This is a genomic window from Streptomyces sp. NPDC058284 (genome assembly GCF_042881135.1).
Classification (GTDB): Bacteria; Actinomycetota; Actinomycetes; order Streptomycetales; family Streptomycetaceae; genus Streptomyces.
On sequence record NZ_JBHVYE010000002.1, the window covers coordinates 474,991 to 490,374 of the forward strand.

At 72.4% G+C, this 15,384-nt stretch carries 13 protein-coding genes; 8 read left to right on the forward strand and 5 right to left on the reverse strand.

Annotated elements, in window-relative coordinates; genetic code table 11:
• Window positions 1-28 precede the first annotated feature (28 nt).
• Entirely contained in the window at window positions 29-748 is a 720-nt protein-coding gene (gene hemQ / locus ACFVYR_RS05350) for a hydrogen peroxide-dependent heme synthase (RefSeq protein ID WP_384262423.1), read from the reverse strand.
• A 4-nt stretch (window positions 749-752) separates the two neighbouring features.
• Window positions 753-2,210 carry a protoporphyrinogen oxidase gene (hemG, locus tag ACFVYR_RS05355; protein WP_384262426.1) on the reverse strand — a complete coding sequence of 486 codons (1,458 nt, stop codon included), beginning with the start codon at window positions 2,208-2,210 and terminating at the stop codon, window positions 753-755.
• 150 nt (window positions 2,211-2,360) lie between these two features.
• Here hemG and ACFVYR_RS05360 point away from each other — a divergent pair, with 150 nt between their 5' ends.
• Both ACFVYR_RS05360 and ACFVYR_RS05365 read left to right on the forward strand, forming a co-directional pair.
• On the forward strand, window positions 2,361-3,347 hold the full coding sequence (locus ACFVYR_RS05360) for a DUF4349 domain-containing protein (protein ID WP_384262428.1): 987 nt from the start codon (window positions 2,361-2,363) through the stop codon (window positions 3,345-3,347).
• A 9-nt stretch (window positions 3,348-3,356) separates the two neighbouring features.
• Complete coding sequence (locus tag ACFVYR_RS05365; protein ID WP_384262431.1) at window positions 3,357-4,742, forward strand: FAD-dependent oxidoreductase; 1,386 nt, start codon at window positions 3,357-3,359, stop codon at window positions 4,740-4,742.
• Window positions 4,743-4,838: 96 nt separating this feature from the next.
• On the opposite strand, the gene hemE is transcribed toward ACFVYR_RS05365, so the two are convergent.
• Window positions 4,839-5,912 (reverse strand): uroporphyrinogen decarboxylase, encoded by a 1,074-nt coding sequence (gene hemE / locus ACFVYR_RS05370; RefSeq protein ID WP_384262434.1) that lies wholly within the window; start codon window positions 5,910-5,912, stop codon window positions 4,839-4,841.
• A gap of 85 nt (window positions 5,913-5,997) precedes the next feature.
• Here hemE and ACFVYR_RS05375 point away from each other — a divergent pair, with 85 nt between their 5' ends.
• The 5 genes from ACFVYR_RS05375 (at window position 5,998) to ACFVYR_RS05395 (ending at window position 12,713) form a co-directional block, all read left to right on the forward strand.
• Entirely contained in the window at window positions 5,998-6,657 is a 660-nt protein-coding gene (locus tag ACFVYR_RS05375; RefSeq protein WP_384262436.1) for a DUF3000 domain-containing protein, read from the forward strand.
• 313 nt (window positions 6,658-6,970) lie between these two features.
• The gene (locus ACFVYR_RS05380; RefSeq protein ID WP_030687574.1) at window positions 6,971-7,633 is read left to right on the forward strand and encodes a response regulator transcription factor; all 663 of its coding nucleotides are present in this window, start codon (window positions 6,971-6,973) and stop codon (window positions 7,631-7,633) included.
• Between the two features lie 77 nt (window positions 7,634-7,710).
• Window positions 7,711-8,988, forward strand: coding sequence for an HRDC domain-containing protein (locus ACFVYR_RS05385; RefSeq protein ID WP_384262440.1), 1,278 nt, complete (start codon window positions 7,711-7,713; stop codon window positions 8,986-8,988).
• Between the two features lie 360 nt (window positions 8,989-9,348).
• Window positions 9,349-10,575 (forward strand): thiolase family protein, encoded by a 1,227-nt coding sequence (locus ACFVYR_RS05390; protein ID WP_384262442.1) that lies wholly within the window; start codon window positions 9,349-9,351, stop codon window positions 10,573-10,575.
• Window positions 10,572-12,713 (forward strand): 3-hydroxyacyl-CoA dehydrogenase NAD-binding domain-containing protein, encoded by a 2,142-nt coding sequence (locus ACFVYR_RS05395; RefSeq protein WP_384262444.1) that lies wholly within the window; start codon window positions 10,572-10,574, stop codon window positions 12,711-12,713. The genes ACFVYR_RS05390 and ACFVYR_RS05395 overlap by 4 nt, the downstream gene beginning before the upstream one ends.
• Before the next feature lie 68 nt (window positions 12,714-12,781).
• On the opposite strand, the gene ACFVYR_RS05400 is transcribed toward ACFVYR_RS05395, so the two are convergent.
• Complete coding sequence (locus ACFVYR_RS05400) at window positions 12,782-13,852, reverse strand: hypothetical protein (protein ID WP_384262447.1); 1,071 nt, start codon at window positions 13,850-13,852, stop codon at window positions 12,782-12,784.
• Between the two features lie 66 nt (window positions 13,853-13,918).
• Here ACFVYR_RS05400 and ACFVYR_RS05405 point away from each other — a divergent pair, with 66 nt between their 5' ends.
• Window positions 13,919-14,287, forward strand: coding sequence for an NTP pyrophosphohydrolase (locus tag ACFVYR_RS05405; protein ID WP_384262449.1), 369 nt, complete (start codon window positions 13,919-13,921; stop codon window positions 14,285-14,287).
• A 12-nt stretch (window positions 14,288-14,299) separates the two neighbouring features.
• On the opposite strand, the gene ACFVYR_RS05410 is transcribed toward ACFVYR_RS05405, so the two are convergent.
• Window positions 14,300-15,370, reverse strand: coding sequence for a C40 family peptidase (locus ACFVYR_RS05410; RefSeq protein ID WP_384262451.1), 1,071 nt, complete (start codon window positions 15,368-15,370; stop codon window positions 14,300-14,302).
• Window positions 15,371-15,384: the final 14 nt, after the last annotated feature.

Below are 15,384 nucleotides of genomic sequence, written 5' to 3' on the forward strand. Positions count from 1 at the left end.
CGCCCGCCCGGTGCGTGGAACGGGGCGGTTACGCCAGGCCCGCCACCAGCTCCGCGACGGACTTGCGGCGGCCGGTGTAGAACGGCACCTCTTCGCGTACGTGCATGCGGGCCTCGGAGGCGCGCAGGTGACGCATGAGGTCGACGATGCGGTACAGCTCGTCGGCCTCGAAGGCCAGGAGCCACTCGTAGTCGCCGAGGGAGAACGAGGCGACCGTGTTGGCGCGCACGTCGGGGTAGCCGCGGGCCATCTTGCCGTGGTCGGCGAGCATGCGGCGGCGGTCCTCGTCGGGCAGCAGGTACCAGTCGTAGGAGCGCACGAAGGGGTAGACGCTGACGTAGTTGCGCGGCGTCTCGTCGGCGAGGAACGCCGGGATGTGCGACTTGTTGAACTCGGCGGGGCGGTGCAGCGCCATGTTCGACCAGACCGGCTCAAGGGCGCGGCCCAGCTTGGTGCGGCGGAAGAGGTTGTAGGCCTCCTGCAGCTCGTCGGCGGTCTCGGCGTGCCACCAGATCAACAGGTCGGCGTCGGCACGCAGGCCCGAGACGTCGTAGGTGCCGCGGACGGTGATGTCCTTGGCGGCGAGCTGGTCGAACAGGTCCTGGACCTCGTCGGCGTATCCGGCACGGTCCTCGGGCAGCACGTCGCGCAGCTTGAAGACGGACCACAGCGTGTAGCGGATGACCTCGTTGAGGTCCTTGGCCTTCTTGCCCGCGTTCGGGCTCTTGGCGGGGGCGTCGTCACTCATGGCCCTATTCTCCTCCGCCGCCGTGCAGGCTCTGCACCGGGTTGGCGGTGAGCTCCTGCACACCGGTCAGGTCACCGCCCAGCTGGTCGACGGCGGCGTACGCGCTCGCGATGCACGCCGGGATGCCCACCCCGTCGTAGGCCGCCCCGCAGACCGCGAGACCGGGCAACCGCGCGACATGGGCGCGGATGCGGGCCACGCGCGCGTGGTGGCCCACCGGGTACTGCGGGAGGCCGTCGTTCCAACGGGTGACGCGGGTCGCGACAGGCGTGGCGGTCAGGCCGGTGGCCTCGCGCAGGTCGTGCCGGGAGAGGGCGACGAGCTCGGCGTCGTCGCGCTCCAGGATCTCCGTATCGCGGTACCGGCCCACCGAGGTGCGCAGGACCAGCAGGTCCGGGTCCTGCCGGTCGATCCAGCCCCACTTGCGGCTCGCGAAGGTGGACGCCTTGATCGTGTGCCCGTCGACGGGCGGCACGAGGAAACCGCTGCCCTCGGGGAGGTCGGTTTCGGCGCGGCGGTACACGAGAGTGGTGAGGGCCATGGAGGCGTACTCGACGGCGCGCAGCTCGGCTGCCGCGGCGGGTGACTCGGCGTCCAGGAGCTTCGCGGCGGCGGGCGCGGGGAGCGCGACGACGACGGCGTCCGCTTCGTGGCTGCCGCTTCCGGTGCCGACGTGCCAGCCGTCGCCGCGGCGCCGCACCTCCGTGACCGGCGTGTCCGTCATGATCTCGGCGCCACGCGCGCGTACCGACTCCGCGACGGCGAGCGGCAGCAGGCCGACACCGCCGTCGATGCCCATGAAGACGGGGCCGGTCCGCTGGTTCCTCGCGGCGCGCGCCTGGATGGCGCGGACGCCCTCGGTGAGGGAGGCGTGCGTGCGGGCCGCCTCGAAGAGCTGCGGGACGGCCGAGCGCATCGAGATGCGGTAGGCGTCACCCGCGTACACGCCGCCGAGCAGCGGTTCCACGAGGCGGTCGACGACCTCGCGGCCGAGGCGCGCGGCGACGTACTCGCCGACCGCGATGTCGTCGCCGACCTCGGTGGGCGGCAGTTCAGGGTCCTGCGCGATGCGGCGCAGGCCTTCTTCGGAGAGGACACCGGCCAGCGCGGACGCGTCACCGGGTACGCCCATGACGTGGCCCTTGGGCATGGGGCGCAGGGCGCCTCGGGTCCAGATCGCCGCGGTCGCCGTGGCGGGCGGCTGAAGTCGCTCAGCGAGGCCGACCTCGCGGGCGAGGGCGACGGCCTCGGGGCGGCGGGCGAGCATCGACTCGGCGCCGAGGTCGACGGTCACGCCCTCGATCTCACCGGGGAGCAGCTTGCCGCCGAGCCTGCCGGAGGCCTCCAGGACGGTCACGCGGGCACCGGCGGCGAGCAGTCGGTGCGCGGCGGCGAGGCCGGCGATCCCGCCCCCGATGACGACGACGTGGCCCATCCCCGTACAAGTGTCCGTTTCGTGCATGCCCCCACTCTCTCAGAGCCCGCCGCCGACCCCTCCCCCGGACCTGCGAGTCCCGACCGTGACCGCATCGGGACCGGTCGGCAACCACCGTTTCGCCCCGCTCCGCCGTCCAAGAAGCAACAGCCACCACGACTTTTCGGGGGTACGCCGATGCGCGCGTACAGCAGCTCCACCCACCGCACGTCCCGCCACCGCACGGTGCGGGCGGTGTCCGGTGTCCTCCTGGCGGCCTCGCTGGCGCTCGCGGGGTGCAGCGCGAGCCAGGACAGCGGCGCCGGCGGTGACGGCGGCGGCGACCGCGACAAGGCCGCGGGCCTTTCCGCCGGGAAGGACCAGAAGGGCGCGGGCGGCGGGCAGGCCGGCACATCGGCCGGCGGCGGTACCGCGCGACGCAAGCCGCCGGGTCCCGCCGGCGCCCACATCATCCGCACCGCGAGCCTGACCGTCCGCGTCAAGGACGTGCCCAAGGCGCTCGACGAGGCCCGCACGGCCGCCCAGGACGCCGGCGGCCTCGTGGGCGACGAGAACACCTCCCGCGACGACGAGGGGCGCGAGCGCTCCCGGATCGTCCTGCGCGTCCCGCAGGCCGCGTACGCGGACGTCCTCTCCTCGCTCGAAGGCACCGGCAGGCTGATCGAGCGCGAGGCCAAGGCGCGGGACGTCACCGAGCAGGTCGTCGACGTGGAGAGCCGCGTCAAGTCGCAGCGGGCGAGCGTGGCGCGGGTGCGGGAGCTGATGGACCAGGCGACGAAGCTGAGCGATGTGGTCGCCCTTGAAGGGGAGTTGAGCACCCGTCAGTCCGACCTGGAGGCGCTCCTCGCCCAGCGGGCCTCGCTGAAGGACCGTACGAGCCTGGCGACGATCACGCTCTCGCTCACCGAGGGTCCCGGGAAGCCGGAGGCGAGGACGGCGGACGACGACCCGTCGTTCGTGGACGCGCTCACGGGCGGCTGGGATGCCTTCGTCACCGCGCTGCGCTGGATCGCGGTCGTCCTCGCCGCGGTACTGCCGTTCGCGGCGGTGGCCGCGCTGCTGCTGGTGCTCTGGCTGCGCGGCATCCGGCCCCGGCTGTCGCGCGGGAGCGCCGGGAACGCCGGGAACGCCGAGGGCGGGCGGGGCGACGACGGCGGTGCGTAGCGTGTCCGTATGAGCAGCACACGAGAACGACTGGTGGTCATCGGGGGCGACGCGGCAGGCATGTCGGCCGCGTCGCAGGCGCGCAGGCAGAAGGGCCCCGACGAGTTGGAGATCGTGGCGTTCGAGCGGGGCCACTTCACCTCGTACTCCGCCTGCGGGATCCCCTACTGGGTGGGCGGCGACGTCGATGAGCGGGACCGGCTGATCGCGCGGACGCCCGAGCAGCACCGCGAGCGGGCGATCGATCTGCGGATGCGCACCGAGGTGGTGCGGCTCGACATCGCGGGGCGCCGGGTGCTCGCCCGCGGTCTCGAAGGGGGCGAGGAGTACTGGACGTCGTACGACAAGCTCGTCATCGCGACCGGCGCCCGGCCGATCCGTCCGGCGCTGCCCGGCATCGACGCGCCCGGCGTGCACGGCGTGCAGACCCTCGACGACGGCCAGGCCCTGCTCGACACCCTGGCGCGGACGCCGGGGCGCAGGGCCGTGGTGATCGGCGCCGGGTACATCGGCGTCGAGATGGCGGAGGCGCTGGTCAACCGCGGCTACGCGGTGACGGTCGTCAACCGCGGCAAGGAGCCCATGTCGACGCTGGATCCGGACATGGGCTGCCTCGTCCACGACGCGATGACCGGCATGGGCATCGAGATGGTGAACGGCGCCGAGGTCACCAAGATCCTCACCGGTGACGACGGGCGGGTCCGGGCGGTGGCCACGGAGGACGCCGAGTACCCGGCGGACGTGGTGGTGCTCGGTATCGGCGTACGTCCCGAGACGGCGCTCGCCCGCGAGGCGGGACTGCCGCTCGGCGAGCACGGGGGGCTCCTGACCGACCTCGCGATGCGGGTGCGCGGCTACGAGGAGGTCTGGGCGGGCGGCGACTGCGTGGAGGTCCTCGACCTGGTCTCCGGACGCGAGCGGCACATCGCGCTCGGCACCCACGCCAACAAGCACGGGCAGGTCATCGGCTCGAACGCGGGCGGCGGCTACGCGACGTTCCCGGGCGTCGTCGGCACGGCCGTCAGCAAGGTGTGCGACCTGGAGATCGCCCGTACCGGGCTGCGGGAGAAGGACGCGCGGGCCGCCGGGCTCCGGTTCGTGACGGCCACCATCGAGTCGACGAGCAGGGCCGGTTACTACCCGGGCGCGGCCCCGATGAAGGTGAAGATGCTCGCCGAGCGGCGCACGGGGCGCCTCCTCGGCGTGCAGATCGTCGGGCGCGAGGGCGCGGGCAAGCGCGTCGACGTGGCGGCGGTCGCGCTCACGGCACGGCTGACGGTGGAGCAGATGACGGCGCTCGACCTGGGGTACGCGCCGCCGTTCTCCCCGGTGTGGGACCCGGTCCTGGTGGCGGCCCGCAAGGCGGGGTCGGCGGTGCGGGCGGACCGGGACTGAGCTGAGCCGACCTGGAATGACCTGAGCCGAGCCGAGCCGAGCACCCAGCGAAAATGGTCCCCGCCCGACCGGGCAGGGACCATTTTCGGACTTTTTTCAGACAGCCGTGCGCGTGTGCACGTACTCCACGAGGCGGGTCAGCGCCTCCGGGTCCGTGGTCGGCAGGACGCCGTGCCCGAGGTTGAAGATGTGGCCTTCCAGGCCCTTCGCGGCGGCCAGCACCTCGTCCGTCCTGGTCTCGACGGCCTCGCGGGTGGAGAAGAGGACGGCCGGGTCGAGGTTGCCCTGGATCGCCTTGCCGGGTCCGACGCGCCGCGCCGCCTCGTCCAGCGGCACCCGCCAGTCGGCGCCCACGACGTCGGCGCCGGCCTCGCCCATCAGTCCGAGCAGTTCGCCCGTGCCGACGCCGAAGTGGATGCGCGGCACGCCGTAGGAGGCGACGGCGTCGAAGACCTTGGCCGATGCGGGCATCACCGAGCGGCGGTAGTCGGCGGGCGACAGGGCGCCCACCCACGAGTCGAAGAGCTGCACGGCGCTCGCGCCCGCCTCGATCTGGACCTTCAGGAAGGCGCCGGTGATCTCCGCGAGCCGGTCGAGCAGGTCGGCCCAGAGCTGCGGGTCGCCGTACATCAGGGCCTTGGTGTGCTCGTGGTTGCGGCTCGGGCCGCCCTCGACGAGGTAGCTCGCGAGGGTGAAAGGCGCGCCCGCGAAGCCGATGAGCGGCGTCGAACCGAGCTCGGCGGTCAGCATCCCCATCGCCTCGGTGACGTAGTGGACGTCCTCGGGCGTGAGGTCCCGCAGCTGCGCGAGGTCGGCGCGCGAGCGGATCGGGTTCTCGACGACGGGTCCGACGCCCGGCTTGATGTCGAGGTCGACGCCGATCGCCTTGAGCGGGACGACGATGTCGCTGAAGTAGATCGCGGCGTCGACGTTGTGGCGGCGCACCGGCTGCAGCGTGATCTCCGTGACGAGGTCGGGCCGCATGCAGGACTCCAGCATGGCGGTGCCCTCGCGGACCTTGCGGTACTCCGGGAGTGAGCGCCCCGCCTGCCGCATGAACCAGACCGGCGTGTGCGGCACGGCCTCGCGCCTGCACGCCTTCATGAAGGGGGAGTCGTACGTCGCTGCGTTCTGCCGGCCCTCGGGGCCACGGCTGTCATTGGCACTCACGCGGAAAGTCTCGCACGTCGACCGGGAGCGTCCTCACGGGTGTCTCTCCCTGCGCGAAGGCGCCGTTCCCCTTAACCTTCCCCGCATGGCTGCGGCTCAGGGACAACGGTCGGACGGCGCTGGCGAGATGGAGAGTTCGGAGGGGAAGGTGGCGGATTCGGCTCCGGTGCCCTTCCGCGCGGCGGTCGAGGCGCTGCGGGGGGCACGGCTGCGGCCGGAGATCGAGATCGATCCGACGCGGCCGCCGCAGCGGCTCGCGCCGTACGCGTACGCGTTGGAGGCGGCGGTCGTCGACGGCGAGGAGGACCTCGCGGACGGGCGGCTCGTCCTGCTCCACGATCCGTCCGGGCACGACGCCTGGCAGGGCACTTTCCGCCTCGTCACGCTCGTGCGGGCGGAGCTTGAACCGGAGATGGCGGCCGATCCGCTGCTGCCGGAGGTGTGCTGGTCGTGGCTGACCGGGGCGCTGCAGGCGCGGGGCCTCGCCGCGGGTGAGGCGAGCGGCACGGTGACCCGGGCGGGCTCGCACTACTTCGGCGGCCTCGCGGAACGGCCACCCGCCTCGCAGATCGAGATCCGGGCCTCGTGGACCCCGCGCGAGGGGTCCGGCGGGGTGCCGGACACGGGGGCGCATCTGGCCGCGTGGTGCGATCTGCTCTGCCAGATCGCGGGGCTGCCGCCCGCGGGTCCCGGGGACGGTTCCGTGGTCTCGCTCCCCCAGCGGCGGGGCCCGCTCTCGCCCTGAACCACTGGCTGAACCACTGGCTGCACCACCGGCCGAACCATCGGCTGAACCACTGGCCGCCTCCTGCCCCGCGGCGCGATGTCGCGGGGGTCGCGGGGTTTGTACGCACGGGGTCACCCGGAAGAGGGCATGTTCGGTTCGATCTTCGGATGATCGAGCGCATGTCCGAATTGCCCCAATTCCCTCTCACCAAATCGTGATCATTCCCTAAAGGCGGATGCGATTGGTGCCGAAGAGGTTTGTGACCTTGAAAGCACGGTTCGTCCCGGCTTCATCCCCGAGCCGGTTCGCGTCCCGCACCCCAGGAGGCCTGGTGTCCGTTCTCCTCGAGCAGCCCGCAAGCCTGGTCGCCTACCGCCCGAACAAGCCGACCGCCATGGTCGTCGTGGCCGACCCCCGCGTCCGTTCCACCGTCACCCGCCACCTGTGGGCGCTCGGTGTACGCGACGTCATCGAGGCCTCGTCGATCGCGGAGGCTCGTCCCCGCATCGGCAACCCCCGGGACATCTGCGTCGCAGACGTCCACCTCCCCGACGGCTCCGGCCTGACGCTCCTCTCCGAAACCCGTGCCGCGGGCTGGCCGAACGGTCTCGCCCTCTCCGCCGCCGACGACATCGGCGCCGTGCGCAACGCCCTCGCGGGCGGCGTCAAGGGCTACGTCGTCACCGGCACCCGTACGAACGTCGGACTCCCCACCCGCCCCGGCGCGGCCCCGATCGGCTCGGCCGCCGCCCGTATGCACCGCCGTCCTCCGGGCGCCCCGAGCCACCCCGGCGGCTACCGCGAGCTCTCGGGCCGCGAGGTCGAGGTGCTTCGCCTGGTCGCGGAGGGCCAGTCCAACAAGGCCATCGGCGTCTCGATGGGCCTGTCCGCCCTGACCGTGAAGAGCCACCTCGCCCGGATCGCGCGCAAGCTCGGCACGGGCGACAGGGCCGGGATGGTGGCGGTCGCGCTGCGCACCGGCATCATTCACTGACTCATTACATCCCTTTCACGCCCGTCGACGGAACGTTCCGTCGACGGGCGCTGTACATACACAGATACCCTTGACAGGTGACCGACGCCCAAGAGACCGCAGCAGACAGCTCACTGCGAACCACCGGAGGCGGCCCTCCGGACGACGACGGACTCGCTGACGAAGGGCTGCCGATCCCCCTGCTGGAGCCGCGTGACGGCATCCCGCCGGTGATCGCCGACGAGGAGGCCCTCGCCGCGACGGTCGCCGCCTTCGCCGCCGGCTCCGGCCCCGTCGCCGTCGACGCCGAGCGCGCCTCCGGCTACCGGTACGGACAGCGCGCCTATCTCGTCCAGCTCCGCCGCGAGGGCGCGGGCACGGCACTGATCGACCCCGTCGCCTGCCCCGACCTCTCCGGCCTCGACGCGGCCATCGGCGACACCGAGTGGGTGCTGCACGCGGCCACCCAGGACCTGCCGTGCCTGCGGGAGATAGGCATGGTTCCGGCGCGGATCTTCGACACGGAGCTCGCGGGCCGGCTCGCCGGGTTCCCCCGGGTGGGCCTCGGCGCGATGGTCGAGAGCGTCCTCGGCTACGTACTGGAGAAGGGGCACTCCGCCGTCGACTGGTCGACACGGCCGCTGCCCGAGCCCTGGCTGCGGTATGCCGCACTCGACGTCGAGCTCCTCGTCGACCTGCGCGACGCCCTGGAGAAGGAGCTCGACCGCCAGGGCAAGCTGGAGTGGGCCCGCGAGGAGTTCGACGCCATCGCCTCGGCGCCGCCCGCGCCGCCCCGCAAGGAGCCCTGGCGCCGCACGTCGGGCATGCACAAGGTGCGCAGGCGCCGCCAGATGGCGGTCGTACGGGAGCTGTGGAACGCGCGCGACAAGGTGGCCCAGCGCCGCGACGTCTCGCCGGGCAAGGTGCTCAGCGACGGCGCGATCGTCGAGGCCGCGCTCGCGCTGCCGCCCAACGTGCACGCGCTCGCCGGCCTCGCGGGCTTCGGGCACCGCATGGGACGGCGCCAGCTCGAACAGTGGCAGACGGCCGTCGACCGCGCCAAGGCGCTGCCGGACGCGGAGCTGCCGCAGCCGGGCCAGACCCTGACAGGACCGCCCCCGCCGCGCTCCTGGGCCGACCGGGACCCCGCCGCCGCGGCCCGGCTCTCCGCGGCCCGGGCGGCCGTCTCGGCGCTCGCCGAGCAGCTGAACATGCCGCAGGAGAACCTGATCACCCCGGACACGGTCCGCCGCGTCTGCTGGGAGCCGCCGGCCCCGCTGACCGAGGACTCCGTGGCCACGGCCCTCGCCGCGCACGGCGCCCGCCAGTGGCAGATCACCCTGGTGACCCCGGCCCTGGTGACGGCCCTGTCCTGACCATGGGGCCCCGCCCTCTCCCACGCCCACCCGCCGAGTCCGGACGGGTGGGCGTTGCCATGCGTGGGCGGCGCCCCTACGGCACGCGCAGGTGCAGGGAAACGGGTGGGCGGGCTGGATCGATCCGCCGCGAAGCGGCGGGCCAGGCCCGCCGGGACACACCCGCGGACGAAGACCCCACGGCCACCCGGAAGCACGCGCCCCACCGCGCAGCGGTGGCACAGGAACCCGCCACCGAAGCCCGCGCCCAAGTGTGACGTTCGCCTCCCGGAGAGGCCCCTTGGCCGCGTAGTTACCGGCAAGTAGGGTGGAGGAGGAAACGCGCCGCGCAGGCGCCCCGCACCCTGGAGGAGAGCCATCGTGCCTCGTACCGTCAGGGACGTCGTCTTCGTTGATGGCGTCCGCACCCCGTTCGGCAAGGCGGGCCCGAAGGGCATCTACCACGAGACCCGTGCCGATGACCTCGTCGTGAAGGCCATCCGGGAGCTGCTGCGCCGCAACCCCGGCCTCGACCCCGCCACGATCGACGAGGTCGCCATCGCCGCGACCACGCAGATCGGCGACCAGGGCCTGACGATCGGCCGCACCGCCGGCATCCTCGCCGGGCTGCCGCAGTCCGTGCCCGGCTACTCCATCGACCGCATGTGCGCCGGCGCCCTGACCGCCGTGACCTCGGTCGCGGGCAGCGTCGCCTTCGGCGCGTACGACATCGCCGTCGCCGGTGGTGTCGAGCACATGGGCCGCCACCCCATGGGCGAGGGCGTCGACCCGAACCCCCGCTTCGTGAGCGAGAAGCTGGTCGACGAGTCCGCCCTGTTCATGGGCATGACCGCCGAGAACCTGCACGACCGCTACCCGAGCATCACCAAGCGGCGCGCCGACGAATACGCGGTGCGCTCGCAGGAGAAGGCCGCCAAGGCGTACGCCGACGGCAAGATCCAGGCCGACCTGGTGCCGATCTCCGTACGGCGGACCAACGAGGAGGCCGGTGAGACCGGCTGGGGCCTCGCCACCGCCGACGAGCCGATGCGCCCGGGGACGACGCTGGAGAACCTCGCGGGCCTGAAGACGCCGTTCCGTACGCACGGCCGCGTCACGGCGGGCAACGCCGCGGGCCTCAACGACGGCGCCACCGCCTCCCTCATCGCCTCCGAGGAGTTCGCGCGGGCGAACAACCTGCCGGTGAAGATGCGCCTCGTCTCGTACGCCTTCGCGGGCGTCGAGCCGGAGGTCATGGGCTACGGCCCGATCCCGGCGACGGAGAAGGCGCTCGCCAAGTCGGGCCTCTCCATCTCCGACATCGGCCTCTTCGAGATCAACGAGGCGTTCGCCGTGCAGGTGCTCGCCTTCCTCGAGCACTACGGCATCGCGGACGACGACGCGCGCGTCAACCAGTACGGCGGCGCCATCGCGTTCGGCCACCCGCTCGCCTCCTCGGGCGTACGCCTGATGACGCAGCTGGCGCGGCAGTTCGAGGAGCAGCCCGAGGTCCGTTACGGCCTCACGACCATGTGCGTCGGCTTCGGCATGGGCGCCACGGTCATCTGGGAGAACCCGAACCACAAGGACGCCGGAGGCGACAAGTGAGCACCACGACCACCGAGCTCCTGAAGGGCGCGGCCGAGCTGTTCCCCGACGAGGTCGTCACGCAGGCGCACGTGCGCCACCTCGACCTCCCCCACGGTGCCGGGCGCTTCGCGCTGATCACCCTCGACAACGGCTTCGACCACACCAAGCCGACCACCTTCGGCCCGCAGTCCCTCGCCAACCTGAACACGGCGATCGACCAGGTCGAGAAGGAGGCGGCCGACGGCTCCATCGTCGGCGTCGGCATCACCGGCAAGCCGTTCATCTTCGCCGTCGGCGCCGACCTCAAGGGCGTGGAGCTGCTGAAGCGCCACGAGGACGCGCTGGCCATCGGCAAGGGCGGCCACGAGGTCTTCAAGCGGCTCTCCGGCCTCGCCGTGCCGACCTTCGCGTACTACAACGGCGCCGCGATGGGCGGTGGCGTCGAGGTCGGTCTGCACTGCTCCTACCGCACCGTCTCCAAGGCGCTGCCCGCCTTCTCGCTGCCCGAGGTCTTCCTCGGCCTGGTTCCGGGCTGGGGCGGCTGCGCGCTGCTCCCGAACCTGATCGGCGCCGACAACGCCGTCTCGGTCATCATCGAGAACTCGCTCAACCAGAACCGTCAGCTCAAGGGCAAGCAGGTCTTCGAGCTCGGCATCGCCGACGCGCTCTTCGAGGGCGCGGACTTCGTGGAGCAGTCGCTGATCTGGACGGCCTCCGTCCTGACCGGCTCCGTCGAGGTCGTCCGCCCGGAGATCGACCGCGGCGAGGCCTGGGACGCCGCCGTCGCGCGCGGCCGTGCCATCGCCGACTCCAAGGTGCACGGCGCCGCCCCGGCCGCCTACCGCGCCCTGGAGATCATCGAGGCCGCCAAGGACGGCGACCTCCAGAAGGGCTTCGACGCCGAGGACGTCGCGCTCGCCGACCTCATGATGGGCGGTGAACTGCGCGCGGGCATCTACTCGTTCAACCTCGTGCAGAAGCGCGCCAAGCGCCCCGCGGGCGCCCCGGACAAGAACCTGGCGCGCCCGGTCACCAAGGTCGGCGTCGTCGGCGCCGGTCTGATGGCCTCGCAGCTCGCGCTGCTCTTCCTGCGCCGCCTTGAGGTGCCGGTCGTGCTGACCGACATCGACCAGGCGCGTGTCGACAAGGGTGTGGGCTACGTCCACGAGGAGATCGACAAGCTCCTCCTCAAGGGCCGGATCAACCAGGACAAGGCCAACCGCCTCAAGGCACTGGTCTCCGGCGTCCTGGACAAGGCCGAGGGCTTCTCCGACGCCGACTTCGTCATTGAGGCCGTCTTCGAGGAGATCGGCGTCAAGCAGCAGGTGTTCGCGGAGGTCGAGGCGGTCGCCCCGGCGCACGCGATCCTCGCCACCAACACCTCCTCGCTCTCGGTCTCCGAGATGGCGTCGAAGCTGAAGCACCCCGAGCGGGTCGTCGGCTTCCACTTCTTCAACCCGGTCGCGATCCTGCCGCTCCTGGAGATCGTGCGCGGCGAGCAGACCGACGACGCGTCGCTGGCCACGGCCTTCGGTGTCGCCAAGAAGCTGAAGAAGACCGCGGTGCTCGTGAAGGACGCCCCGGCGTTCGTCGTGAACCGCATCCTGACCCGCTTCATGGGCGAGATCCAGAACGTCATCGACGAGGGCACCCCGGTCGCCGTCGCCGAGAAGGCCGTCGAGCCGCTCGGCCTGCCGATGTCGCCGCTGGTCCTCCTCGAGCTGGTCGGCCCGGCCATCGGTCTGCACGTCTCCGAGACCCTGAACCGCGCCTTCCCGGAGCGCTTCACCGTCTCGCCGAACCTCGCGGCCGTCGTCAAGGCGGGCAAGCGCGGGTTCTACGTGTACTCCGCCGAGAACGGCTTCAAGCCGGAGCTCGACCCCGAGGTCGCCGCGCTCCTGAAGCAGGGCGACTCCGTCCTGACCGAGGAGCAGGTCCGCGACCGCGTGCTCGACGCGGTGGCCCAGGAGATCGGGCTCATGCTCGACGAGGGCGTCGTCGCCGAGGCGCAGGACATCGACCTCTGCCTGATCACCGGCGCGGGCTGGCCCTTCCACCTGGGCGGCATCACGCCGTACCTGGACCGTGAGGGTGTCAGCGAGCGGGTGAACGGCAAGCGGTTCCTCGCGCAGGGCGTGGCGAGCGTCCCGGCGTAACACGCACAGCGAGAACCGGTGGGCCGTACGGGACAACTCCCGTACGGCCCACCGGCGTTACGCCACAGTCACACCCTGGACCAGGCGGCGAGGGCGAGGCCAGGCTCCGCCTTCTGCCGGGCGAGCCGCAGCGTGCCGTCGAGACCGATCGCCGCCATGACCACACGGCCGCGCGCGTCGAGAGCCAACGAGGGGGCGCCCAGGCACGGTTCGCCGGTCTCGGTCCACCACAGGCCCGCCCCCTCGTCCTCCGTGGGGAACGCGGCGAGCCCCGGGCGCCCGCCGCTCGTGCGGTGCGCGAGGACGGTGCAGTCGTGCCCCTCGACGGTGGCGCGGACGGCCGCCGTGGGGCCCGGTCCCGGCGCGCCGCCGAGCGGGGCCGCGGCCGTGCCGTCGGCCGGGCGGTGCGCGAGGACTCCGGCGCCGAGGGCGTCGGCCGCGTAGTACGTGAGGCGGTCGGGGGCGGTCTCCAGGGCCGTGCCCGAGCCGGGCGCGGAGGCCGGCGCGAGGTCGTCGGCGCGCAGCAGTTCGCCGCCCTGCTTCTCCTGGGCCCAGTGCAGGGTGGCCTTGGTGCCGGGGGCGAAGACCTCGACGCGGCCGGCCGACGTGGCGAGGGCGGCGATGCCGTCCAGGGTGTCGCGGACCTGGAAGTCCTGCCACCCCTCCCACTTGCCGCCCTTGCCCTCGCGGCGCATCCGAACGCTGCCCACCGCGTCCCGCACGAAGACGTGGACGGTGCCCGCGGCGTCCACCGCGGCGGCGGGCGCGCCCAGGGACGGGGCGCGGTCGACGCGCTTGGTGTGCGGGTTGCCGAGCGAGCGCCAGTCCATGAGCGGGCGCCCCGACTGGTACTGGATGGCGTGCACGATGTCGACGACGGCCTCCCCCGCTGCCTCGCGCCGCTCCCTGCGGCCCAGGAAGTGCACGTAGCCGTCGCTGCCCTGGGCGAGGGTGAGGTAGGTCAGGCCGGGCGCCTCGAAGAAGTCGGGACCGCTCCAGTCGGGACCGCCCGGCGCCGTCTCGGTCCACCGCAGGAGTCCGCCATCGGCACGGGCGTACGCGGTGAGCCGGCCGTCCCGGCCGCGCAGCAGCCAACGGGCAGTGTCCGGGGCACCGGTGCTGGTGGACCTCGACGGCATGACTCGGCGCCACCTTTCCACGATCACGGACGCACAGGGTTTTGCCTATTAGTTTACGTTTGCCGCATGACAACTCTCGTCGTCGTCGATGCCGCGAACGTCGTCGGTTCCGTGCCCGACGGATGGTGGAAGGACCGCCGCGGGGCCGCCGAGCGGCTGCGGGACTCGCTGGTGCGCCGCGCGGCGGACGGCCTGCCCGGGCATCCGGGGCCGCTGGACGTCGTGCTCGTCGTGGAGGGCGCGGCGCGGGGCGTCGCGTCCGTGCCGGGCGTACGCGTGGAGTCCGCGCCCGGCAGCGGCGACGACCGCATCGTGGAGCTGGCCGCCGAAGCGGCGGGCCGGCCGTGTCTGGTGATCACGGCCGACCGCGAACTGCGCCGCAGAGTGAGCGAGGTGGGGGCCGAGTGCGCGGGCCCCCGTACCGTGCGCCCCTGACCCCGCGGCCCTTCAGAGCCGCTTCGCGCTGCGCAGGGTGGACGCGTAGTAGCCGTTGCCGTCGAGGCGCGACGTGCCGCCCTTGTCGCCGATGGTCGGGCCGTTGACCTCCTCGCGGCTGGAGATGAAGATCTTGTGGCCGTCGGCGTCGTGGCCGAGGAAGATGCCGACGTGGTCCAGGCGCTGCTTGGTGCGGGCGTCGAGCTTGAAGAAGACCAGGTCGCCGGGTTGCACCACGTCGATCGACTTGGGGCGGTCGGCCGGGCCGACACCCTTGAGCTTGATCACGTCCGTGCCCGCCTTGCCGCGCGCCATGCCGTTGGCGGTGCGGGGCAGGCCGTCGCCCGCCTGGTCGTTGGCCATCAGGGGGTAGCGGGCGCGGTAGCCGAAGACCGTGCGGACGAATCCGGAGCAGTCCATGGAGCGGGCCCGCAGCTTCTCCGGCTGCTCGGTGGTGCCGTTGCGGAAGGTGTACGGGATGCCGAGGTAGTCGAAGAAGTCGGACTGCTCCAGGCGCAGGTCGTTGCCCGAGCTGCCTTCCGGGTTCAGCGGCCCGAAGTTGGCGTCACCGGCGTACGCGATGCCCTCGTCGTCCTTCTTGACGGGGGCGCCCTCCACGTACTGGAAGGCCATCGCGAAGATGTCGTCCTCCTCGCTGCCGGAGAACTCCTTGTACCAGTCCTTGAACCACTTCTCCTTCTCCGCGCCCTCGCGCCAGATCTCCGGCATCAGCCGCACCCAGTCGTTGGTCACGACCCGGGACTTGGTGTTGGCGGGCTCGGTGAAGGTGCGGCTCGGTCCGGTCAGCGTCGCGGTGCGGGCGCCGTCCGTGAAGGTGGCGAGGACCTTGCCGTTCTCGGTGCGCAGGACGGAGCGGTCGGGGCCCTTCAACCGCTCCCACTTCAGCTTCCCGCTCTCCTGGCCGGTGCTGCTGTGCAGCCCGGGGGTGTCGGTGACGGCCTGCACCTTCGGCGCCTTGGCCGCTTCGTCCTTGCGCAGTTCCACGGTCAGGTAGGTGCTGCCCGCCAGCAGGGCGAGCACGGTCGCCGCGTGCACGACGGGACGCTTCTTCTTGGGCGGCATGAATGACTCCTGGG

What these genes read in the sequence shown, in the direction of transcription:
- hemQ (WP_384262423.1), bottom strand. Translation starts at nt 748, where the DNA reads ATGAGTGACGACGCCCCCGCCAAGAGCCCGAACGCGGGCAAGAAGGCC.
- hemG (WP_384262426.1), bottom strand. Translation starts at nt 2,210, where the DNA reads ATGCACGAAACGGACACTTGTACGGGGATGGGCCACGTCGTCGTCATC.
- ACFVYR_RS05360 (WP_384262428.1), top strand. Translation starts at nt 2,361, where the DNA reads ATGCGCGCGTACAGCAGCTCCACCCACCGCACGTCCCGCCACCGCACG.
- ACFVYR_RS05365 (WP_384262431.1), top strand. Translation starts at nt 3,357, where the DNA reads ATGAGCAGCACACGAGAACGACTGGTGGTCATCGGGGGCGACGCGGCA.
- ACFVYR_RS05375 (WP_384262436.1), top strand. Translation starts at nt 5,998, where the DNA reads ATGGCTGCGGCTCAGGGACAACGGTCGGACGGCGCTGGCGAGATGGAG.
- ACFVYR_RS05400 (WP_384262447.1), bottom strand. Translation starts at nt 13,852, where the DNA reads ATGCCGTCGAGGTCCACCAGCACCGGTGCCCCGGACACTGCCCGTTGG.
- ACFVYR_RS05405 (WP_384262449.1), top strand. Translation starts at nt 13,919, where the DNA reads ATGACAACTCTCGTCGTCGTCGATGCCGCGAACGTCGTCGGTTCCGTG.
- ACFVYR_RS05410 (WP_384262451.1), bottom strand. Translation starts at nt 15,370, where the DNA reads ATGCCGCCCAAGAAGAAGCGTCCCGTCGTGCACGCGGCGACCGTGCTC.